Origin of the sequence: Tabrizicola sp. (assembly GCF_051645465.1) — a bacterium.
Taxonomy (GTDB): domain Bacteria; phylum Pseudomonadota; class Alphaproteobacteria; order Rhodobacterales; family Rhodobacteraceae; genus Tabrizicola.
On the sequence record NZ_JBOFBI010000390.1, the window covers coordinates 1 to 17,807 of the forward strand.

General features: G+C 63.0%; 21 protein-coding genes, 1 tRNA gene and 1 pseudogene. 11 read left to right on the forward strand and 12 right to left on the reverse strand.

Features of this window, described 5'->3' with window-relative positions; translation table 11 throughout:
• Positions 1 to 389, forward strand: a pseudogene (locus ACRCSW_RS23650) (carbamoyl-phosphate synthase large subunit); the annotation flags it as partial.
• A 12-nt stretch (positions 390 to 401) separates the two neighbouring features.
• On the opposite strand, the gene ACRCSW_RS23655 reads toward ACRCSW_RS23650, so the two are convergent.
• From ACRCSW_RS23655 to ACRCSW_RS23665, 3 genes are read right to left on the reverse strand one after another with little or no spacing between them, the layout of a single operon-like run.
• The gene (locus tag ACRCSW_RS23655) at positions 402 to 818 is read right to left on the reverse strand and encodes a DUF7689 domain-containing protein (RefSeq protein ID WP_438708107.1); all 417 of its coding nucleotides are present in this window, start codon (positions 816 to 818) and stop codon (positions 402 to 404) included.
• A gap of 4 nt (positions 819 to 822) precedes the next feature.
• Complete coding sequence (locus ACRCSW_RS23660; protein ID WP_438708108.1) at positions 823 to 1,212, reverse strand: hypothetical protein; 390 nt, start codon at positions 1,210 to 1,212, stop codon at positions 823 to 825.
• Entirely contained in the window at positions 1,209 to 1,592 is a 384-nt protein-coding gene (locus ACRCSW_RS23665) for a hypothetical protein (protein WP_438708109.1), read from the reverse strand. The genes ACRCSW_RS23660 and ACRCSW_RS23665 overlap by 4 nt, the downstream gene beginning before the upstream one ends.
• Before the next feature lie 582 nt (positions 1,593 to 2,174).
• On the opposite strand from ACRCSW_RS23665, the gene infA reads away from it, so the two are divergent.
• The 6 genes from infA to ACRCSW_RS23695 all read left to right on the forward strand — a co-directional run bounded on the left by infA (position 2,175) and on the right by ACRCSW_RS23695 (position 6,165).
• The gene (gene infA, locus ACRCSW_RS23670) at positions 2,175 to 2,393 is read left to right on the forward strand and encodes a translation initiation factor IF-1 (protein WP_135450909.1); all 219 of its coding nucleotides are present in this window, start codon (positions 2,175 to 2,177) and stop codon (positions 2,391 to 2,393) included.
• A 6-nt stretch (positions 2,394 to 2,399) separates the two neighbouring features.
• Positions 2,400 to 2,975, forward strand: a complete 576-nt coding sequence (locus ACRCSW_RS23675; protein ID WP_438708110.1) for a Maf family protein — start codon at positions 2,400 to 2,402, stop codon at positions 2,973 to 2,975.
• The gene (locus tag ACRCSW_RS23680) at positions 2,972 to 4,009 is read left to right on the forward strand and encodes a ribonuclease E/G (protein WP_438708111.1); all 1,038 of its coding nucleotides are present in this window, start codon (positions 2,972 to 2,974) and stop codon (positions 4,007 to 4,009) included. Before ACRCSW_RS23675 ends, ACRCSW_RS23680 begins: the two co-directional genes overlap by 4 nt.
• A complete protein-coding gene (locus ACRCSW_RS23685; protein ID WP_438708112.1) occupies positions 4,006 to 4,182 on the forward strand; it encodes a DNA gyrase inhibitor YacG in 177 nt (58 codons plus the stop codon). Before ACRCSW_RS23680 ends, ACRCSW_RS23685 begins: the two co-directional genes overlap by 4 nt.
• Before the next feature lie 61 nt (positions 4,183 to 4,243).
• Positions 4,244 to 4,319 (forward strand) — tRNA-Phe (locus tag ACRCSW_RS23690).
• 268 nt (positions 4,320 to 4,587) lie between these two features.
• Positions 4,588 to 6,165, forward strand: a complete 1,578-nt coding sequence (locus ACRCSW_RS23695) for a hypothetical protein (protein WP_438708113.1) — start codon at positions 4,588 to 4,590, stop codon at positions 6,163 to 6,165.
• A gap of 149 nt (positions 6,166 to 6,314) precedes the next feature.
• Here the strand turns inward: ACRCSW_RS23695 and ACRCSW_RS23700 are convergent, their stop codons facing one another.
• From ACRCSW_RS23700 to ACRCSW_RS23730, 7 genes are all read right to left on the reverse strand, one after another.
• Positions 6,315 to 7,556: a cytosine deaminase gene (locus ACRCSW_RS23700; RefSeq protein ID WP_438708114.1), complete on the reverse strand. Its 1,242-nt coding sequence runs from the start codon at positions 7,554 to 7,556 to the stop codon at positions 6,315 to 6,317.
• The gene (locus tag ACRCSW_RS23705; RefSeq protein WP_438708115.1) at positions 7,553 to 8,410 is read right to left on the reverse strand and encodes a polysaccharide deacetylase family protein; all 858 of its coding nucleotides are present in this window, start codon (positions 8,408 to 8,410) and stop codon (positions 7,553 to 7,555) included. Before ACRCSW_RS23705 ends, ACRCSW_RS23700 begins: the two co-directional genes overlap by 4 nt.
• Before the next feature lie 4 nt (positions 8,411 to 8,414).
• Entirely contained in the window at positions 8,415 to 9,461 is a 1,047-nt protein-coding gene (locus ACRCSW_RS23710; RefSeq protein ID WP_438708116.1) for an ABC transporter ATP-binding protein, read from the reverse strand.
• The gene (locus tag ACRCSW_RS23715) at positions 9,454 to 10,236 is read right to left on the reverse strand and encodes an ABC transporter permease (protein ID WP_438708117.1); all 783 of its coding nucleotides are present in this window, start codon (positions 10,234 to 10,236) and stop codon (positions 9,454 to 9,456) included. Before ACRCSW_RS23715 ends, ACRCSW_RS23710 begins: the two co-directional genes overlap by 8 nt.
• The gene (locus ACRCSW_RS23720) at positions 10,233 to 11,081 is read right to left on the reverse strand and encodes an ABC transporter permease (RefSeq protein WP_438708118.1); all 849 of its coding nucleotides are present in this window, start codon (positions 11,079 to 11,081) and stop codon (positions 10,233 to 10,235) included. Before ACRCSW_RS23720 ends, ACRCSW_RS23715 begins: the two co-directional genes overlap by 4 nt.
• A gap of 44 nt (positions 11,082 to 11,125) precedes the next feature.
• Positions 11,126 to 12,256: a polyamine ABC transporter substrate-binding protein gene (locus ACRCSW_RS23725; protein ID WP_438708119.1), complete on the reverse strand. Its 1,131-nt coding sequence runs from the start codon at positions 12,254 to 12,256 to the stop codon at positions 11,126 to 11,128.
• A 117-nt stretch (positions 12,257 to 12,373) separates the two neighbouring features.
• Entirely contained in the window at positions 12,374 to 13,270 is an 897-nt protein-coding gene (locus ACRCSW_RS23730; RefSeq protein ID WP_438708120.1) for a LysR substrate-binding domain-containing protein, read from the reverse strand.
• An 84-nt stretch (positions 13,271 to 13,354) separates the two neighbouring features.
• Here ACRCSW_RS23730 and ACRCSW_RS23735 point away from each other — a divergent pair, with 84 nt between their 5' ends.
• The 4 genes from ACRCSW_RS23735 to ACRCSW_RS23750 all read left to right on the forward strand — a co-directional run bounded on the left by ACRCSW_RS23735 (position 13,355) and on the right by ACRCSW_RS23750 (position 15,775).
• On the forward strand, positions 13,355 to 14,101 hold the full coding sequence (locus tag ACRCSW_RS23735; RefSeq protein WP_438708121.1) for a BtpA/SgcQ family protein: 747 nt from the start codon (positions 13,355 to 13,357) through the stop codon (positions 14,099 to 14,101).
• Positions 14,098 to 14,736, forward strand: a complete 639-nt coding sequence (locus ACRCSW_RS23740) for a phosphoribosyltransferase family protein (RefSeq protein ID WP_438708122.1) — start codon at positions 14,098 to 14,100, stop codon at positions 14,734 to 14,736. The genes ACRCSW_RS23735 and ACRCSW_RS23740 overlap by 4 nt, the downstream gene beginning before the upstream one ends.
• Positions 14,737 to 14,984: 248 nt before the next feature.
• Positions 14,985 to 15,323 (forward strand): DUF6152 family protein, encoded by a 339-nt coding sequence (locus ACRCSW_RS23745; protein ID WP_438708123.1) that lies wholly within the window; start codon positions 14,985 to 14,987, stop codon positions 15,321 to 15,323.
• Positions 15,320 to 15,775, forward strand: a complete 456-nt coding sequence (locus ACRCSW_RS23750; protein ID WP_438708124.1) for a hypothetical protein — start codon at positions 15,320 to 15,322, stop codon at positions 15,773 to 15,775. Before ACRCSW_RS23745 ends, ACRCSW_RS23750 begins: the two co-directional genes overlap by 4 nt.
• Here the strand turns inward: ACRCSW_RS23750 and ACRCSW_RS23755 are convergent.
• Both ACRCSW_RS23755 and dgoD read right to left on the reverse strand, forming a co-directional pair.
• The gene (locus ACRCSW_RS23755; protein WP_438708125.1) at positions 15,772 to 16,665 is read right to left on the reverse strand and encodes a dihydrodipicolinate synthase family protein; all 894 of its coding nucleotides are present in this window, start codon (positions 16,663 to 16,665) and stop codon (positions 15,772 to 15,774) included. The genes ACRCSW_RS23750 and ACRCSW_RS23755 overlap by 4 nt on opposite strands.
• Positions 16,659 to 17,807, reverse strand: a complete 1,149-nt coding sequence (gene dgoD / locus ACRCSW_RS23760) for a galactonate dehydratase (RefSeq protein WP_438708126.1) — start codon at positions 17,805 to 17,807, stop codon at positions 16,659 to 16,661. The genes ACRCSW_RS23755 and dgoD overlap by 7 nt, the downstream gene beginning before the upstream one ends.

Consider the following 17,807-nt stretch of genomic DNA (forward strand, 5'->3'; position numbering starts at 1 on the left):
CCGAAGGCCGCGTGTTCCTCTCCGTCAAGGACATGGACAAGACCCCGGCCCTAGCGACTGCCGCCCAGGACCTCGTCACCATGGGCTTCACCATCGTCGCCACCCGCGGCACCGCCGCCTGGCTGGCGCAGCACGAAGTGAAGGCCGAGCCCGTCGCCAAAGTCTACGAAGGCCGCCCGAACATCGTCGACCGCCTGAAGAACGACGAGATCGCCCTGGTGATGAACACGACCGAGGGCACCCAGGCCATCAGCGACAGCCGCGACATCCGCCGCGTGGCGCTGATGGACAAGATCCCCTACTTCACCACGGCTGCGGCGAGCATCGCTGCGGTGGCGGCGATGAAAGCGCGAGGCGAGGGGTATGGGGTTAGGACGTTGCAGGGGTGAGGGTTAACCCCCCTAGTAAGGTTTTGCATAGATAGCAACGACCGTCCCATAAGCGGGTCCTTCCAGCTCGTGTAGTTCGTGCGTGAGGTCTAAGTCACCGCCGAGTTTGCTGGTCCAAGCGCCTGTTTCCAACTGGCGCGCGGCGTGGGTTGGCTGGCCATCTGCAACGCTTGCATACAGTGCTATCTTCTTTACACCGGCCTGAACGGAACGGTCTTCTGTTCGCTCCCAGTGACTTCCCTTAAGGCAGTCTTCAAAAGCTTCCATCGTGGACTTTCCATCAAACGGAACGGGCCAATATTGGCGGCGCATCGGCCACCACCACTTAGTGTTGTCTTCGAACGCCCATGCAATACAGTTATACTGGGGTGTAGGGGCGCTCGTTTGTTTAGCCGCAACGTCTTTCAGCCGAGGAAACTCTGCAAACAACTACTCACCCATTCGCATCCAAATACGAAAGCCATCTATTTGTTTGCTTTGCGACATTTCCCTCGTCACCAGGGGAGTATGGATCGGTGCCAAAATGATCTTCCAAAACCCAAATCAAATGCGATGGTTCCCGAGAAAGCTCCATCTTAATCAAAGGGATGACCTTCTCAGCATTCTCCACTAGAGCAGCATAGCTAGGGTGCAACGCGATCTTGGCTGGATCAGACAGGAACTTGGTCTCACTTCTCCAGCGGTTCAGAACGGCATAGAAGGAGCCGACAAAATCATCGGCTTTTGCTTTGTATTGCCCCGGAGAGCTCGTGTTGGTATTGCGCCCCCAAAATCTAAACTGCTGCCCAACGGGATTGCTGACTGCCGTACTTCTTGTATTCATTTTTTCACCGCTTCTTGTGCACTACGGATAATCTCTATTTGCTGCAAGAGCCACTGTGCGAGGCTCTCGGCAACATTAACAGACACTACTATGTCGACCGGCATTTCCCGGATTATTGCATCGCGAGCAATCCTCTTCTCGATGATCTCCGACCCAAGGCGTTGGCCTGCTTCCCCGTTATCTAAAACAGCGAAAACTTGCCGCCGAGGTATTGCTGGTCGTTCCGAATATACCGCAAAGTGGACTAGACCCGAAGGAGTCACACCTCCTATCGCCCCATCAGCCCAAACTGTGCGAAAATCGGCGGACTTGATGTAGTCGAAGGCTACAGTGGTTCCGTCAGTCGGGCCGTCACTACCAACCCATTCCGCTTCTGACATACGAAAGCCCTGTGCTACTCTTCCCAAAACGCTACCAACTAGCCGGGCATAGGTAAAGGTTTTCCAAACAAAGCAGGCAGAAAACCTTGGGTTTGCGCAACAGCGCGCGCAGGGTACTCGCCAACCCACCACATACTTCCGCCCGATTTCCAACCGTCCGGGAATGCTGAGAACCCCTTGCCCTCCGGCCTGGCACCTCCGGGCAATCGGTCCGGGTCACTGTCCACTGGACAGTCCCCTGATCGGACCTCTGGCGCCCCACTCCCCCTGTCCTCCCCGCCCAAGCGGGGACCCATTTGCGGCCCCCCGGACCCTCGCTTTCGCGACGATGACAGGTCCCACAAACCCCTAAAAAAACCCTAAAGACCCCCCTGTAACCCCTTGGAATCCCTTGCGGCCCCAGACTGAGCACTGTGCCCACCCTCAACCAGGTCGCAAACCGCCCCCGATCGTTCCCCTCCGACCCGGCGGGGCGCCTTCGGGCAAGTCCGCCAGAATTTCCTTGAAACCGGCCTCTTTCGCGGGCATACGGCCCGGCGGAAGCCTGCGGCCAACCGCGGGCCAATTTGCAATGGAGAGACCATGGCCAAGGAAGACATTCTCGAATTCCCCGGTGTCGTGAAGGAACTCCTGCCCAATGCGACATTCAGGGTCGAACTCGAGAACGGCCATGAACTCATCGCGACAATGGCAGGCAAGATGCGAAAGAACCGCATCCGGGTTCTGGCGGGCGACAAGGTGCAGGTGGAAATGACCCCCTACGACCTGTCGAAGGGCCGCATCAACTACCGTTTCAAGTAACCCGCCTTGCGGCTTATCCTGGGATCGGGCAGCCCGCGCCGCAAGGAATTGCTGGCGCAGATCGGGATCGTGCCTGACCTGATCCTTCCCCCCGACATCGACGAGGCCCCCCGGAAGGGCGAGCTGCCCCGCCCCTATGCCCTGCGGCTGGCGCGGGAAAAGGCTCTGGCCGTCCCTGCGGAGCCGGACGACGTGGTCCTTTGCGCCGATACCACCGTGGCCATCGGACGCCGCATCCTGGGCAAGCCTGCCGATGCCGGGGAAGCTGCGGCCTTCCTGACCGCGCTTGGCGGGCGGCGGCATCAGGTGGTCACTGGCATTGCGGTCCGGCGGGGCGAGCGGGTGCTGACGGGCGAAAGCGTCAGCGTGGTCAAGATGAAGCGGCTGTCCGACGCCGAGCTGAACGCCTATCTTGCCAGCGACGAATGGCGCGGCAAGGCCGGGGGCTACGGTATCCAGGGGCTCGCCGGCGCTCTGATCCCGTGGATTTCGGGATCGTTCACCGGCATCATGGGCCTGCCGGTGGCCGAGACGGCGGCGCTGTTGGGCGCGGTGGGCTATCCGGTCTGGAGGCAGGAATGAAGGGCCGCGTGCTGGTTCTGGATGAGATCGACGGGCGGCAGTCCGCCGCGCTGATGGTTGACGGGCGGCTGGAAGAGCTGGCGATCGACCCGGCGGGCGACGTCGTTGTCCCCGGTGCCATCTATCGCGGGGTGGCGGACAGGCCGATGAAGGGCCAGGGCGGGATCTTCGTGAAGCTGCCCGGCGGCTCGGGGTTTCTGCGGCAGATTTCCGGGGTGGCCCCGGGTCAGCGGCTTCTGGTTCAGGTTACCGGGCCGACGGAACCGGGGAAGGCCGTGCCGGTTACGGGTCGCCTGCTTTTCAAGTCGCGCTTCGCGATTGTGACCCCGGACGCGCCGGGGTTGAACCTTTCCAAGAAGATCCGGGAGGAAGAGGTTAGGGCCGGGCTTTCGGCTTTGGCTGAAACGGGCATGCAGGGGGCGGACGCAAGGCTTGGGCTGATCCTTCGCTCCGGATGTGCCGAGGCCGACAGGGGTGCGGTCGCTGAAGACATCGCCGCGATGCGGGGCCTGGCCGAAGCGGTTCTGGCTGATCTGAGCGGCGGACCCGAGCTTCTGGTCGACGGGCCGTCGGCGCATGACCTGGCCTTCCGCGACTGGCTTGACCCACCCGTTGACGAGGCCGACACCGATCCTGGAAGCTTCGAGCGCAACGGGGTGATCGAGGCGATCGAGGCGCTTCGGGGCACTCGCGTGGCGCTGGAGGCTGGCGCGAGCATGATGATCGAACCCACCCGGGCGCTCGTGGCGGTGGATGTGAACACCGGCCCTGACACATCGCCTGCCGCAAGTCTGAAGGCGAACATCGCCGCCGCGCGCGACCTGCCTCGCCAGCTGCGGCTGAGGGGTCTTGGCGGGCAGGTCGTGGTGGACTTCGCGCCGATGCCAAAGCGCGAGCGGCATATTCTAGACCAGGTGATGAAGGCCGCCTTCAAGGCCGAGGGCGATGCGAACCTTGCAGGCTGGACGACGCTGGGCCTTTACGAGCTGACCCGCAAGCGCGACCGCCTGCCCCTGGCGGAGCTTTTGCCATGAGCTGTCCGATCTGCGGCAAGCCTGTCGCCCCCGACTACCGCCCCTTCTGTTCCCGCCGCTGCGCCGATGTCGACCTTGGACGCTGGCTGACGGAAGGCTACCGGATCCCCGCCGAAACCGAGGATGAGGCCGACGAAACCCCTTCAGACGACGACCTGCCGAAGGCGCACTAGGGGCGTTTTCCCTCTGGACAGGCCCTGACGCCTTGGATATCACCCGCCCACCAAAGAGCGTGCCCAGATAGCTCAGTTGGTAGAGCAGCGGATTGAAAATCCGCGTGTCGCTGGTTCGATTCCGGCTCTGGGCACCACTTCACCTTATAGATCAGTTTTCGCTGGAATTCTGGCGGGTTGGTCTTGGGGCCACTCTGCGAACAGCGCGCTACAAGTCCTTTGGTCCTGCGCAGCAATCCGCTACCGTGCACCGACCTAAGAACGTCCTGCCCCTGGGCGTCGTTATGCTTTTCGCCATGGGGAGATCGTGATTAGGACATGGCGTATCAAGGCTTCAGCCCTTGACACCGTTCGCTTCACGGCATCCCGTGGCCAACTGACGCTATAGGGGATCGGGAGCCAAACATGTTCGTAGCCGCGAAGGGCCTGGACTACCGGGATTTCCTTGAAGCGCTGCACCAAAGCATGCGCTTTGACTGGTATCTGGAAGTTGGCTCCCAGACTGGGCGGTCACTTGCCAAGTCCCGCAGCGCATCGGTTGCGGTCGACCCGGAGTTCCGGATCAAATACGACGTTGCCGGCAACAAACCGGCCCTGCACCTCTATCAGATGACCAGCGATGACTTCTTCGCCGGCGATCACCTTAAAGCACTGAAAGCAAAGCCAAACTTCAGCTTCCTCGACGGGATGCATCTGTTTGAATACCTTCTGCGCGACTTCATCAATACCGAGGCCGCAGGCAATCCGACATCGGTCATTGCCTTGCACGACTGCTGCCCTTTCGGCCACGGCATGACCACGAGAGACCTGGACAACATACCACGTGGCCCCTGGACCGGGGACGTCTGGAAGCTGATCCCGATTTTGCAGGAGTACCGGCCGGACCTCAAAATCCAGGTGCTGGACTGCGCCCCGACGGGGTTGGTTCTTGTATCGGACCTGAAGCCAAGAAACAGGGTACTGACCAAGAACTACGACAAGATTGTCGAACGCTATCGCGACCTGACGCTGGCCGATTTCGGGGTGGAGCGGTTCTATGGCAGCTTCTCGTATGTCGATCCGATAGCCTTTGCAAATGATGGCTTCCAGACCTTTCGCCCTGCTTGCCGCGAGTTCGTCCAGCTGGAGAAGCGGCTTGTTCCTCCGGTCACGAACGCTGCGGCCGTCGCGCCCGAACCGCCGAAGCTAAGCAAGGTTTCGGCCCACGGTGTCGATTTCTATTCCGGCCATCGCGTACTGCGCGACTTTGCCCGCGATTTGGCACGCTGCGTCTCCCGACCGCTTTCGGCGCCGATCGACGTCTACGTGGGCGTCCACGCCGTCGACCGGCCAGCCGACACCGGTCGGTTCCGCGTCGGTATTCAGACAGAGCAATTCCTGGACAGAAACGGCCAGCCAATGTGGCGTATTCCGCGCGAACGGTTCCGTAATCGGTACGCTGCATTTTATGACCTATTGCTCGACCTCAGCCCGGACAATGCTCCGGCATACGACTTCCTTCCTGCGGAGCTGCGAGCCAAGCTTCGGTTCGGTCCGCATATCTTCCCCAAGGAGCCGGTAGGCCCGACCTTCCTGGACACGGCGCCGCTGTTCTTTGGATCGCTTAATGACCGGCGACGTGGCGTCTTGGCGGAACTTCAAACTAGGCGTCAGGTCGAGGTTGCACCGCATGGCACGTTTGGGGGCCCTCTCGACACGCTGATTTCACAGCATGGCGCCGTCTTGAACCTGCACTTTCGTGAGGGGGAGTACGCCGAATACCCACGCTTCCTGAAGGCATATCTCCGGGGCAAACCGGTCATATCCGAGATGCTCTCGCCCCCGCTGCTATCTGGCATTCACTACTTCGATCTCAACTCAAAGCCCGATGAAGCCGCTACTGCTGGGGTGTTTAGCAACCTGACCACGTTTGCAGCGCAGCACAGCTTTCAGGCTTTGCTGGAAGCGGCCGTATTGGAGGCCAAGATGCGGAAGGCGGTCTGAACCGGGATATTGCTTGGGTGAATCGAGAAGGATTCTCCATTGGGCCGATTGGCGATGGAAGCTGCGAGTGGAGGACCTCCTGAAGTAAAAGCCATGCCTGGGCAGCCAAAGCTCGCTAGACCGGCACTGATACTCTGGCCCTATTTCGGCTAACCAAACCGAGCAGCTTCGGTCGATGCAGGCGTGGTTCGTGCCACTACGGCGCCGTCCGAGATCACCGACAGCCGGGCCGGGCGCAGGCGGAGGGCGTCGATGGGCGTGGCGCAATCGAGCACGACAAGGCTGCCGCGTGCGCCGGGGCGGAGGCCGAAGTCCAGCGCCATGACTTGGGCGGGCGCGTCGGTGACCATGTGGAAGCACCGGCGCATCTGTTCCGTCCCGGTCATCAAGGCGATGTGAAGGCCCATGTGGGCCACGTCCAGCATGTCGCCCGAACCAAGGGGATACCACGGGTCCATAACGCAATCCTGGCCGAAAGCCACAAGCACTCCACCAGCCATGAGCTCGGGCACACGGGTCATGCCGCGCCGTTTGGGGTACGTATCTGATCGGCCTTGAAGCGTTATGTTGATCAGCGGATTGGCGATGGCCGCCACCTGCGCTTCGGCGATCAGGGGGATCAGCTTGGACACATAGTAGTTGTCCATCGAATGCATCGAAGTGAGGTGAGAGCCCGCGACCCGGCCCTGGAGGCCGAAGGCGATGGTTTCGGCCGCAAGCGTTTCGATATGGCGCGATTGGGGGTCGTCGGTTTCATCGCAGTGCAGATCGACCATCAGGCCGCGCTCGGCGGCCAGCCGGCAGGCGGCGCGCACTGCAGCCGCGCCGTCGGCCATGGTGCGTTCAAAATGCGGAATGCCGCCGACGATATCGACGCCCGCGTCGAGGGCGCGGATGACCTGCGCCTCGGCCCCGGGCGCGCGCAGCCAGCCGTCCTGGGGGAAGGCCACGAGCTGCAGATCCATCTTGCCTTTGATCGCGTCCCGGACCTCCAACAACGCCTCGACAGTGCGGAACGCGGGGTCGGTGACGTCGACGTGGCTGCGTATGGCGAGCACGCCTTTGCCCATCGCCTGGCGGCAGTAGTCAAGCGCGCGGGCGACGATCGCGTCGCGGCTTTGCAGGCGTTTGAGTTCACCCCAAAGCGAAATGCCTTCGAGAAGCGTGCCTGAGGCGTTCACGCGCGGTGTGCCGTAGGAGAGCGTCGCATCCATGTGGAAATGGCAGTCGATCAGCGGCGGGCTGACCAGCTTGCCCGTCGCATCGATCACCTCGCGGGCATCGGCGGCAATGCCCGGCTCGACAGCGGCTATGCGGCCTTTCGAAATGGCGATGTCGGCCTGCCGACCATCGGGCAGAAGCCCGCCCTTCACGATCAGATCGAATGTCATCTCTGGCGCTCACTATAGGTCGGGAAAGGCATGGTGCGCAGGCGTCCTCGGCTCCGCAAGCCCTCGGCATGGTCGGCGATCTCGCCCAAAGTGGCGAACCAAGCGCCGGAGTTCAGCGCGCCTTCCAGCCAGCGTTCGACCACCTGCCAGCGCGCACGCCGCCCTGTCAGGAACGGGTGCCAGACCGCGTGCCAGAGGCCGCCATCGCGCTTTGCTGCCTCGAATTCCTCGAAGAACGGCGCCAGCCCTTCAGAAGGGCCGCGTACCGGCATCATGTAGCCGATCTCGGCGTAATGGGCGAAGGGAGGCCAGTCGTCGATGCCCCAATGGGTGGGAATCTCGATCAGCGTTCTGCCACCAAGATCAAGCGCATAGGGTTCGTCATCCGCCATCATCGAGCTGTCGTAGGCAAAGCCATGGTCGAGAAGCAGGGCGGGCGTATCGTTCGTCAGCTGGTAGACCGGCGCGCGATAGCCGCAGGGACGGTATCCGGCGAAGGCGGCAAGCGCCTCGAGCGCGCGGTCGAGGTCCTCGGCCTGCTCGACCAAAGTCCGGGCCGCGGGGTTTTCGTGGATCCAGCCGTGGCAGCCGATCTCATGCCCGCCTTCCAGGATGGCCTCGACTGCTTGCGGATAGGTCTTCGCGCACCAGCCGGGAATGAAGAAGGTCTGTTTCAGGCCAAGGCGGCGGTAGGTTTCCAGAATGCGCGGGACTCCCACGGTCGGGCCATACTGGCCCATGCTGATGGCGTAGGGGCGTTTCCAGCCATCCGGGTCGGCGGCATGGATAAGGCTGTCCGCATCCATGTCGAAGGTGATCGCGGCAGCGAAGGGGGCAGCGTTTGGCCAATCCATCAGGCTATCCCTTCATCACGTGTACGCGCGCCGGGTCCCAGGTCAGCCAGAATGGCTGGCCGCTTTCCGGCGTCAGCTCGGCCAGCTGGCTTTCGGTGACCTGGGCCTTCCATTCCGCGCCATCGGGCGTTTCGAAGTAACAGATGATCCCGGTCCCCGCGAATTCCTCGGACAGGAACGAGGCGCGGATTGCCACCCCTTCGGGCCGGTCCCGCGCGATCGTCATCCTGTCGGCGGCAACCACGATTTCGGCGCTGCCATCCGGGGCCGTCACGGGAATGGTGCCATGCGCCGTCTCCATCATCCCCGCCTTCACCGGCCCGGCGAGGATGTTGTTTCGCCCGACGAACTCGGCGACAAAGCGGGTCTTCGGGCCACGGAAGATATCGCGCGGGCTGCCGATCTGCTCGATCTGGCCGTGGCCCATGATGACAACGCGGTCCGCCATCGCGAAGGCCTCGGACTGCGAGTGCGTCACGTATACGAACGTGATGCCCAGCTCTTTTTGCAGCCGTGTCAGCACGCCCTGCATACGGATCACCAGATGAGCGTCCAGGGCCGACAGGGGCTCGTCCAAAAGAAGCATCGGCGGTTCGGTCACGAGGCTTCGCGCCAGCGCTACGCGCTGCCGCTGGCCGCCCGACAACTGATCGATGCGCCGCGTCTCGAAACCCTTCAGTTCCATCCGGTCGAGCCATGTCATCGCCCGCTCCCGCCGGTCCTTCGCCGACATGCCCCGCATCCGCAATCCGAACTCGACGTTCTCGATCACGTTGAGGAACGGGAACAGAGCCAGGGACTGCCAGACCAGCGGCGTGTTGCGACGGTGCGGGGGCACGTCGTTCATCACGCTGCCGCCGATAGTGATCGTGCCCGAGGTTGGCGCCTCGAGACCTGCCAGCATCCTGAGCGTGGTCGTCTTGCCGCAACCCGACGGGCCCATGAGCGCAAGAAACTCGCCGCGATAGATGTCGAGGTCGAGCGAGCGGACCGCAACCGACGAGCCGTAACGTTTCTGCACCTCGCGGAACTGGACAAGCGGCTCAGCCATCGTGGCGTCTCCGGAAGATCAGGAACTGGGCCGCGATCACCAGTGTCATCGAGGTGATGAAGACAACCGTGCCGATGGCGTTGATCTGCGGGTCCACGTTGCCCTGCAGGATTTCCAGGATCATCACCGGCACTGTGCGGTTAAGGCCAGACACGAACCAGGCGACGACGAATTCGTCGAACGAGACGGCGGCGGTCAGGCAGAGCGCAGAGACGATGGCGGGCGCGCAGAAGGGTAGGATGACATATCGCATGGCCGTCCATTGGCTTGCGCCGAGGTTCCAGGCCGCAGCCTCCAGCGCCGGGTCCATCTGGCTTAGCCGCAGTCGGCAGATCGCCATGGCGAACGGCGTGGCCAGCACGACATGGGCGATGACGATGCCGGTCAGCGTGCCTGAAATGCCGACCTGCGAAAGCCAGGCCAGCATGGCGAGGCCGAGGATCACCAAGGGCAGCGTCGGCGGCAGAAGGGCAAGCGCGAGATAAGCCTGCTTGAACCGGAAGCCATAGCGGAAATCAGTGTAGGCGGTAGCAAAGCCGATGATGGTGGACAGGATCGAAGTAACGCCCGCTACGATCAGCGAATTGCCGATTGCCACCCAGACCTCGGGCCGCGAAAACGCGCGCGCGTACCAGTCGGTCGTGAACTCGCCCAAGGGCAGGGTCGGGAAGCGGTCGGAGTTGAAAGAAAAGACGAAGCTTGCCGCGATGGGGGCGAAGACGAAGACGAAGAGTGCAGCAAGGTAGAGCCACCCCAGAACGCTGGACGCCTTCATCCGCGCCTCCCGTAGGCTGCCTTCAGCGCCGCCGTGGCCACCGCGAAAAGCGTGACGATCATCATGATCGCCACTACTGCGGCCCGGGGCCACTGCTGGCCGGACTTGGTGGTGTCGATGATCAGGATGGTCAGCGTCGGCGGCTTTGACCCGCCAAGATAGAAGGGGCTGACGAAATCGCCGAAGGTCATGATGAAAGCAAAGAGCGCGCCCAGTATCAGACCCGTCTTCGCTGCTGGAATGATGACAGATACCAGCGTTCGCAGCGGGCCGGCACCCAGGTTCCCCGCGGCTTCGATCAGGCTTCTGTCGATGGCCGAAAGGCTCCACGTCTGAAAGATCACGACCAGAGGCAGGACCAGGGTCAGGTACCCGACCATCGCCCCGAAACCGGAGTTCAGCATCTGGAACGGCCCGAGGCCTAGCCCGCCAAGTGCTGCATTCACCGGCCCGCTTTCGGCCAGGATCACCTGCCAGGCATAGGCGCGCACGAGAAAGGAGGTGAAGAAGGGCACGATCAGGCAGAGAAGCGCAAAACGACGCGCGCTTTCGGACATGCGGAACGCGAGGATCAGTGCTGCTGGAAAGGCGATAGCCGACGCGATGATCCCTGCGAGCACCGCCCGCCATAGCGTTAGCCAGTAGGCGTCCCAGAATGCCCCGCGGCCCAGCATCCGGCTCCAGTTGTCGAACACCAAAGCCGGTTCCATGCGGTAGTTCTTGACGAGCCAGCAGCTCATTGCCGCCATGAAGAGAAGCGGCACCACAAAGAAGGCGCCCTGCCAGACCAACAGGGGCATGCGCCAGACGAGGGCATAAAGGTCAAGGCGGCGAGTTGCGCTCATCTTCGGCGGCGGGCGACCGGGTCAAGGGCCGCCCACGCGTCCTTTCAGGCGGACTTGTAGTCTGACCAGAAGTCGTTCCAGTCCTCAAGGCTTTGCTGTTTGGGCGTATCGCGGTAGAACACCCTGCCCTCTTTGTAGAGCTTGATCGGATCGTTGTCGGCGCCTTCGATCAGGCCAGAGCGTTTCGCCTCGTCCGGGTTCGCTTCCTGAATGGCCTTCCAGCCGGATTTCGTTGGTGAGAGACCCGGATAGGCAGCCATCTGGATCGATTTCACCTGGCCTTTCGGCCCGAGCATGTAGGTGATGAACTTGTTGATGATCTCTTGCTTCGTCGTGCCCACGCCAATCGAATAGCTTTCCGTCCACTGGATCCCGCCCTCTTCCGGGATCACGCTGTCGACCTTGGCGCCGTCCTTGGCCAGGACGCCGGTGATCCAGTCGCCGATCCCCGCCATCGCCAGCATCTCGCCGTTCTTGAGGCTTGAGAACGTACCGCCATAATCGAAGTACCCGCCGATCTGCGGCTTCAGGCTCAGGGTCTTTTCCTTGACGGCCTCCCAGGCGGCCTCGTCGATGTCCCAAGGCGAGGGGGATTTGTTGCCGTTCAGGAGAGACATCTGCCCGAGGTTCGGCAGGTGCCAGTCGAAATGGCCGACCTTGCCGGTGACCTTCGGATTCCAGTAGGCGTTGTAGCTCATCGCCTCTTCGCGGGTCAGCGCATCGGTGTTGTAGGCAACGCCCAGCAGACCGTAACGGACCATCACCGACCAGAGCTTGTCATCCATCCAGTGGCCGGGGAACTTCTGGAACTCGGGCCAGAAGTCGTCAAACGGGTAGAGCGAGGCGTCCATCTCTTCGATGTAGCCTGCGGCATTCAGCTGCTGCACGAACTCGGCGTCCGACAGGATCAGGTCGTAGGTGCCGGGAGGGGACTGAGAAATCAGCGCCAGCATGTTGTCGCCGCCGGCGTAGTATTTCGGCACGAACTTCACGTTGTTCTCGGCCTCGAACTCGCCAACGATGTCCGGCTCGGCATGGCCATACCAGGCCAGCATGTTGATCTGGGTGGCCTCCTGCGCCCAAGCGCGGTTAAGCATCGGGGTTGCCAGTGCCACGGTGGCGGCACTTCCCTGCAGAAGGCGACGGCGGGTCAGGTTAAGACGGCTCTCGGTCATGTCTGGCATCCCCTGTTGCGATGGCCTTGTGGCGATTCGCCCCGGCCTTGAGCAAACTCTAGGGGCGATGGTGCCGTTATCGGAAATTTGGTCTCCGAATGCTCCTATAAGCTTCGCTTATGGTGGTACCCCCTGCCCCGCCAGCGTGATCTGCTGCATCATCCACTGCGCCAAGCCGTGTCCGGCCCGCGACAGCCGCGCGTGCTTGTAGAACAAGCCGATGCGCAAGGGGGCCAGTGGCGGAAACTCTTCGGCCGCGGTGCCGACCCGCATTCCCGGTGTCAGTGTGGCGGGCGTCAGGGCGCTTGCGCCGATCCCGGCCAGCACCGCCGCCTGAATACCTGCCACATCACTTGCCACCAGATTGGTCTTCCAGCTTTTGCGCGCGCCCCTGAGAGCGTTGCGCATCCGATCAGCGTATTCGCAGGGGTCCGGATGGCGCACTAGGGGCAGCGCCGATTTCGGGTCCCACCGAAAGCTCTCGGCGACGGCCCAGATCGGCGTGATCGTGGCGGTGTTCACGAGATACGCCTCGTCCTGGGTCGGCGCGATACTGACGGCAATGTCGACCCGGTCCGCCGCAAGGTCCTTCCGAAGGTCCCGTGAGAGGCTGCTTTCCACCTCGATCCGAACATCGGGATGGCTTGCCGCAAACCGGGTGATCGCGCCCAGAAGGAAGGCGTTTGAAAAGTCGGTCGGCAGGCCCACTTTGATCCAGCCCGACAGCGCCTCGGCCGCATAATGCGCCACGATGTCGTCGTTGAGCCGAAGTATCTGACGTGCCGAAGGGCCGAGCGCCACTCCGGAATCGGTCAGCCGGATTTGCCGCCCCTCGGTGTTGATCAGCCGCGTCCGCAGCAGGTCCTCTAGCCGGCGGATTTGCAGGCTAATCGCGGGCTGCGTCCGCCCAAGTGCCTCGGCCGCGCGGGTATAGCTGCCGAGATCGACGACAGTGACGAACGTCCGCAGAAGATCGGTCGGGACGTTGGTGAGCATCAGGTCACGCTCCGTCATTACGCGGCGTTATGGAAGCATAGTAATTATCAATTTCGAAAATCTCAAAGTCCTTCCTATCCATGGTCGCGGAAGGAGAGCCCGATGGACCGCAGCGCATTCCACCGCCTGTTCAAGTCGCCCGGTCCGGTGGTAACGCCCGTGATCCATGTGCTGGACATTGGCCAGACACTGACCAACGTCGGCCATGCGGTGCGGCTTGGCGCGCCCGGCATCTTCCTGATCAATCATGACTTTCCGGTGGATCAGTTCCTCCCGATCCTGCGCGGGGTACGCGCCGAGTGCCCCGATGTCTGGATTGGCGTCAACTTCCTTGCCCAGCCGGGGCGCGTGGCGTTCCCCATCCTGGGGCGCCTTTCGACCGAGGGCTGCCCGATCGACGCCTATTGGGCGGACGACGCCTGCCTGGACGAACGCCAACCAACCCAGACCGAGGCCGACGCCATCGCAGCGATCCGCGATGCGAGCGGCTGGCAGGGTCTTTACTTCGGCGGGGTCGCGTTCAAGAAGCAGCGTCCGGTCGACCCGGCCCTTAATGAGCACTCGGCCCGGATCGCCCTGCCCTTCATGGACGTCGTCACCACCTCGGGCATCGCCACCGGAGAAGCGGCTGACCTTACGAAGATCACTGATTTCCGCCGTGGCCTGGCGTCCGCGCCGCTTGCCATCGCCTCGGGCGTAACGCCGGACAATGCGGCCCGCTACGCCTCCGAGGTGGACTGCTTTCTGGTCGCGACCGGCATCAACCGGCCCGGCGACTTCTACAACATCGACCCCGCACGCCTTGCGGCCCTTCTCGACCTCACCCGCGCCTACGGAGCCCCTCGATGACCGACCCAAAAGGACCGCGCGACGACCGCTGGTATCTGTCGCTGATGTCGCCCAATACGAAGGGTCCGAAGTTCGCCTGGCTCGACCCGACCTCCATCTATATCAACGCCGCCGCTTTCCAGGACCTGCTGGACGACCTGATTATCGACCTGGCGGAGGTGGAGTTCGACGTTGTTGGAGGCTGTGACGCCATGGGTTTTGTCCTTGGCGCGGGCCTTGCGGCGCGTACCGGACGGGGCTTCCTGCCCGTCCGCAAGGCGGGCAAGCTTTGCGTCGATACCGACCGCGTCAGCTTTACCAACTACTCCGGCAAGACCCAGGACATGGAGATGCGTGCACCCGCCTTCGCACCAGGCACACGGGTGCTTCTGGCAGATCAGTGGATCCAGACGGGTGGTACGATGGAGGCGGCCATCGCCCTGGTGGAACGCCAGGGCGGGATCGTCGCGGGGCTGGCGACCATCGCGATGGAGCCCTGCCCCGCGACCGATGCCTTCGCCCGTCGGTTCCCGGTCGTGACCGCGGTGATGCCGGGCAGTCGCTGGCAGGACGAATGCAATGCGCAGGAGCTTTCAAGCTTCGGGGCTTACAAGGCCGAGCGCACCTTCCCAACGGCGGGCCGAAGCCTGCCGTGATCCGGAGAGCTAGCGGGACGCTGGCGGGCCATCAAGCGAAGCTGTGCAGGACTGTCCAAGTTGCGGCTTGGCGGCGCGACCGCGAAGGCCGACGCGGCAGTCGACGGAAGACTGGTATCGCGGCTGACGCGACATTGATTTGCCGATCGCAGAATTGGACGTACTTTTGCTGAAGGAAAGATAATCTAGGAACCAGAAGGAGGATGGATGTGAGACTTGCGCGACGTGCGTTCATTATGCTCGCCCCCATGACGCTTGCTCCAACGCTGGCCTTTCCCGTATTCGCGCATCACGGCTGGCGCTGGACCGATGACGGAGATTTCGAACTGACCGGCATCATCATCGAAGCAAGGCTCGGCAACCCGCACGGAGTGCTGACGATCGATGCGGAGGGCGAGATCTGGCAGGCAGAGGTTGGCCAGCCCTACCGGAACGAGGCGGCGGGTCTGACCGATGCCATGCTGGCAATCGGCACCGAGGTCACTTTGCTGGGGCAGCGCTCCGCCGATCCGGAGCAACGATTGATGAAGGTCGAAAGGGTCACGATCGCGGGTCAGAACTACGACCTCTACCCTGATCGGCTTTGAACGAGATCGCAGCGGCCCTGGAGGCGACCGCGCTGGCGCAGTTCCTTAAGGGGTCACAGTGGATCTATCCCCTGGTAAATGCGGGGCACGTTCTTGGCGTTGCGCTTTTGGTCGGGGCTGTCGTGCCGCTGGACCTCACGCTTTCCGGAGTTCTAAGGCGCGTGGACCCGGCTGCGGCAAAGGCGCTGCTGCGGCCGTTCACCATCGCTGGTTTCCTGCTTGCCGCCGGGTTCGGGGCGCTTTTGTTCATCACGCAAGCCAGCGACTATGTCCGCAATCCGACGTTCCTGGCCAAGATCGGGCTGATCGGGATCGCGGTAGCCAACGCCTGGCTGCACTCGCGGATAGCCGGGACAAATGTCGTTGTCGCCCGCGTGCTGGCGCTTCTTTCGCTGGCGCTCTGGCCGCTGGTGCTGCTGCTTGGAAGGCTGGTCGGCTACAGTGTCGGTTAGACCCGCGCCGGGGCTTTGGCCGCCCAATGCCGCACCAGAGACAGGCCAAAGGCAGTCGGTCGCATCGCTGGCGCGCGGTCGTGGATGGGGATTCCGGCGCGCCGACCGAAGATGCGCTTGCCGTAGCAGATCAGGTGTTCCAGCGACTGCATCCCGAAAAGCGCGGCGGGCAGGAAGTCCGCATAGGCGGCCTCGGCCCCAGCCAGATCGCCTGCAGACCAGGCCCGCCAACAGCGCAAGACGCCCGGCAGAACGTCAGGAGCGACGATGAAGCCCTCAACGCCCGCACGCAGGCAATCGGTCATCTCAAGGCCTCCGCGTCCGTTCAGGACCGTCATGTCGGGTCCGACGCGCCGGACAAGAGCGTCAAGGTCCACCGCCCCGGTTTCCGATTTGATCTGGGCGAACCCCGGACAGCGCGCGCGCAATGCAACGATGTCGTCGTCCGAGAGCGACCGGCCGAGGTACTGCGGCGCGTTCTGGATGGCGAAAGGCAGGCGGGTCGTGGCGCCGACGAGGGCGAAGAAGTCGATGTATTCGGCCGCGCCGTAGCTGCCCGCGACCGGGGGTTGCAGGATCAGCCAGTCGGCCCCTGCGGCTTCGGCCACGCCGATCAGTGCCTGCTGTTCGGCCACCGAGTTCCCCGCGATGGTCACCGACAGGGGCAGGTCCGGCGCATCGGTCCGCGTCCAGCGGATGAGGTCCGAGCGTTCCTCGAAGCTCAGCTTGCCAACCTCGGTCGCAAGGCCCAGCACGGTGATGCCGTCAGGCCGGAGCGCGCGGACATAGGCCACCTGCGCGGCCATCGCCGCCCTGTCGAGACGCTCGTCCGCATCGAACAGCGCGTAAAGCACGCAGTGGATGCCAGGGAATCTTTGCGGTCCTACCATTCGGCGATCGATCCGTCCTGATGCCGCCAGACCGGCGCGCGCCAGCGGTGGCCGATCTTTGCCGCTGCGGTGACACGCTCCTCGTCGACCTCGACGCCAAGGCCGGGGCCCTGCGGGATGCTGAGATGCCCGGCCTCAAGCACGAAGCCATGACCGGGCAACAGATAGTCGGCCAGATCGCCGCCCTGATTGTAGTGGATACCCAGGCTCTGCTCCTGGATGAAGGCGTTGTGGCACACCGCATCGACCTGCAGACAGGCGGCCAGCGCGATCGGGCCAAGCGGGCAATGCGGAGCCAGTGCCACGTCATAAGCCTCGGCCCAGTGCCCGATCCTTACCATTTCCGAGATACCGCCGACATGCGCGGTGTCGGGGTTGATCACCTGCGCCGCCCGCAGTTCGAACACCCGCTTGAAGTCATAGCGCGAATGCAGGCGTTCCCCGATGCAAAGCGGGATGGATGTGGCGCGGGCCAGATCGGCCATCGTCTCGACCATCGCCGAGACCACCGCATCCTCGACAAAGATCGGGCGCAGGGGCTCCAGCTCTTTCAGCAGCACCCGCGCCATCGGGGCATGCACCCGACCGTGGAAATCGAAGGCCAGGTCCATCGTGTCGCCCACCGCAGCCCTAAGATCGAAGAGGCGCCGGATGATCCCGTCGACCTTCGCGTAGGTGTCGACGATCTGCAGTTCCTCGCAGATGTTGAACTTCACGGCGTCATAGCCCCGGTCGCGCATCGCGTTGGCGCCCTCGATCAGGTTGGCGGGCCGATCGCCGCCGATCCAGCAATAGCTGCGGATGCGGTCGCGCACCGGCCCGCCCAGAAGCTGATGGACCGGTACACCAAGGGCGCGGCCCTTGATGTCCCAGAGCGCCATGTCGATACCGGAAAGCGCAGACATCAGCACCGGGCCGCCGCGATAGCAGCCGTTGCGGTAGATCATCTGCCAGATATCCTCGATCCGGCGGGGATCCTGTCCGATAACGAAATCGCCAAGCTCGGCCACCTTGGTCGCAAGCGTCTCGGCGTGGCCTTCAAGCACCGGTTCGCCCCAGCCGGAAATGCCCTCGTTGGTCTCGACCTTGAGGAAGAGCCAGCGCGGGGGCACGAGAAAGGTCTTGAGCGCGGTGATCTTCAC